This is a genomic window from Clostridium sp. HCP1S3_C6 (genome assembly GCF_052066735.1).
Taxonomy (GTDB): domain Bacteria; phylum Bacillota; class Clostridia; order Clostridiales; family Clostridiaceae; genus Clostridium.
Genome location: NZ_JBQHRN010000059.1, coordinates 1 through 3,320, shown reverse-complemented (window position 1 = coordinate 3,320; position 3,320 = coordinate 1). Strand labels below are relative to the sequence as shown.

Below are 3,320 nucleotides of genomic sequence, written 5' to 3'. Positions count from 1 at the left end.
TTCTGTATAACTTTTTACTTTCCTTCCCATCTGTAGACACTTCCTTTATTTCTTTTATTATATCACTTAAAAAAACTACATGTCCGTGTCTACACTTCTATACTAACACCAGTTTTTTATCCAGAAAATATTTTGTTTTATGAAAAATGGACAGATGATTCATCTGAAATGTTAATTGCATGTGATAAAGAACTACAAGAATTATGTGATAAAATTTCTTTGAATTTAGAATCAGTAAAATCATTAACAGAATATTATGAGAGCTCAAGTGCATCACAAATGACACATAAAATTAGAAATATTAAAGCTTTTAAAGGACTAACTTCACCAATGAAAAAAACAAAAAATGGTTGGGTTCCAGATTTTACATCTCGTTATTTTAAATCGGATTTTTCATTTGGATTAAAAATTATAAAAGATATTGCAGAAGAATTTGATTTAAGAACACCGAATATTGACACCGTTTGGAAATGGTATGAAGATGTTGCATTATCATATGGTGAAGAGGTATTTAAGTTAAACACAAATAAGGAAGAGTTTGTTGAGTTGTATACAATTTAGTAAATTGTATATGGACTAAAAATATTAAGTAAATTTGAAATACTACATAGAAAATAATTACATATTTGTAATGTTAAATAACAAATTAATATTTTTAAGGAGGAATAAGAATGCAAGCAATAATTTTAGCAGCAGGGATGGGAAAAAGATTAAAAGAATTAACTAAAAATAATACAAAATGTATGATTAAAGTAAATGGAGTAACATTAATAGATCGTATGTTACATCAGTTGGAAAAACATCATTTATCTAGAATTATTATTGTAATAGGATATGAAGGACAAAAACTTATTGATTATATAGAAACATTAGATATTACTACACCAATTATGTATGTAAATAATCCTATTTATGATAAAACAAATAATATATATTCATTGGCATTAGCAAAGGAATACTTAATACAAGAAGATACATTACTATTTGAGTCGGATATTATTTTTGAAGATTCAGTTTTAGAAACTCTAATAAATGATCCACGAGATACATTGGCATTAGTAGATAAATACGAAAGCTGGATGGATGGAACATGTGTAAAACTAAATAGTAACGATGATATTGAAGCATTTGTTCCAGGTAAAAAATTTAAATTTAACGAAATATCTGAGTATTACAAAACAGTTAATATTTATAAGTTTAGCAAGCATTTTTCGGTAACTCATTATGTTCCATTTTTAAATGCTTATCAAACTGCTTTGGGAGAAAATGAGTATTATGAACAAGTTTTACGTGTAATAACAATGTTGGATGATCCAGAAATAAAAGCAAAGCGTTTGAATGGTGAATTATGGTATGAAATAGATGATATTCAGGATCTTGATATTGCTACTTCAATTTTTACTGAAGATGATGAACAAAAAATTAATTTATTTCAAAAAAGATATGGAGGGTATTGGAGGTATCCACAATTAATAGATTTTTGCTATTTAGTTAATCCATATTATCCATCACAGAAGTTAATGGATGAAATGAAAGCAAGTTTTGAAAAATTGCTAACGCAGTATCCATCAGGCATGTACGTAAATTCTTTACTTGCAGGAAAGAATTTTGGAGTGCATCAAGAAAATATTTTAGTTGGAAATGGAGCAGCAGAATTAATTAAAGAATTAATGGAGCATTTTAATGGGAGAACAGGCTTTATAAGACCAACATTTGAAGAATATCCTAATAGGTATAATAAGGAAAATTCAATTTCGTATATGCCTGAAAATGAAAATTATAGTTACACTGTACATGATATAATTAAATTTTTTAATAATAAGGAAATTGAAAACCTTGTTATTGTTAATCCAGATAATCCATCAGGAAATTATATTCCTAAAAAAGATTTGCTTTTGTTGCTTTCTTGGACAAAAGAAAAAAATATCAAGCTAATAATTGATGAGTCTTTTGTCGATTTTGCTGATGAAGAAGATAGCACATTAATTAAACAAAATATCTTAGATGAAAATAAGCAACTTTTTGTTATAAAAAGTATTTCCAAATCATATGGTGTGCCAGGAATAAGACTTGGAGTTCTAGCATCAGGTAATAGTGAATTAATAGATATTTTAAAAAGAAATGTTTCTATATGGAATATAAATTCTTTTGCTGAATTTTATATGCAAATTGCAGAAAAATATAAGAATGACTATTTTGTTGGATTGCAAAAATACAGGAAAGAACGTACAAGATTTCAAAATGAACTTACTAAGATTAATGGAATTCATGTTGTTCCATCACAGGCAAATTATATTATGATTGAACTTAAAAATGGAATGTCTTCAAAAGGATTAACTAAGATTTTGTTTAATAATTATAGTATTTTTGTTAAGGATTTATCTTCTAAAATTAAAAATAGACAATTTTTAAGATTAGCTATTAGAAATACAGAAGATAATAACAAGTTGTTAGAAGCTTTGAAAAAAGAAATCTAAATAATAAATATTAAGTTAACTATATAGATAATTAGTATTTTATTGTTACTTTCTTCTTATCTGAAGTTACTTATAATATGTAAAATTTTATTGATACAATTGATAAAAATGAATTTTTTTATTGTTCTAAAGAATAAATAATTTTTAAGTTAATATTCTACATAAATATATTAAATTGTGGCTTAATTATATTAAGTAAAACCGTAATTTTACTATATTTATGGAGATTTTATCATGATAAAAATTATCAAAAATAAAAGAGAGAAAAAGAATCAAATTACATATGAACCGGATATATTATTGTTTACAGTAGTTATGATAAATATTACAGAATATCTAGTATGAATAGAATTACAAGAGATTATTAATATTGATGAAACTACCAATAATATTACCTAATAGACATTGCGAACATTGCTTAAGTAACATTCATATAACCAAGGATACACTAAAAGAAAAACTTTGTCTCTCAGAAGGTTTTTATGGGAAGAAAAGAACAAAGAATTAAAAATAAGTTAGAAAAGAATGTCTAAGTATTCAAAAAAAGTTTTGCCCAAGGCTATTTAGTAGATTTGATAAGGTAACTGATCCTCGCAATTTAAGCTATATTGATTATTCAAATCGTGTTATGTTAGGAACATTATATTTTAAATCAATATGTTCAGTTCCATCCATGCAGAGTATGACTAATTATTTTAATAAAGAAGAAGTAGTTTCAAATATTTATAATATCTGTTGGTGTCAATATAAATTCCCCGAAAAAGGGAAAGAAAATTCCCCACCTTTGGGTATAATTAATTCAAGATTATTTTTTTATAATCCATTTAATTTTTCTTGTCGTTG

At 25.4% G+C, this 3,320-nt stretch carries 2 protein-coding genes; both read left to right on the top strand.

From position 1 onward, the window contains the following. Positions 1 to 132: 132 nt before the first annotated feature. Positions 133 to 561: an NAD/NADP octopine/nopaline dehydrogenase family protein gene (locus ACTNAO_RS12625; RefSeq protein WP_441029617.1), complete on the top strand. Its 429-nt coding sequence runs from the start codon at positions 133 to 135 to the stop codon at positions 559 to 561. Positions 562 to 671: 110 nt separating this feature from the next. Next, the gene (locus ACTNAO_RS12620; RefSeq protein WP_441029620.1) at positions 672 to 2,477 is read left to right on the top strand and encodes an aminotransferase class I/II-fold pyridoxal phosphate-dependent enzyme; all 1,806 of its coding nucleotides are present in this window, start codon (positions 672 to 674) and stop codon (positions 2,475 to 2,477) included. Positions 2,478 to 3,320 lie beyond the last annotated feature (843 nt).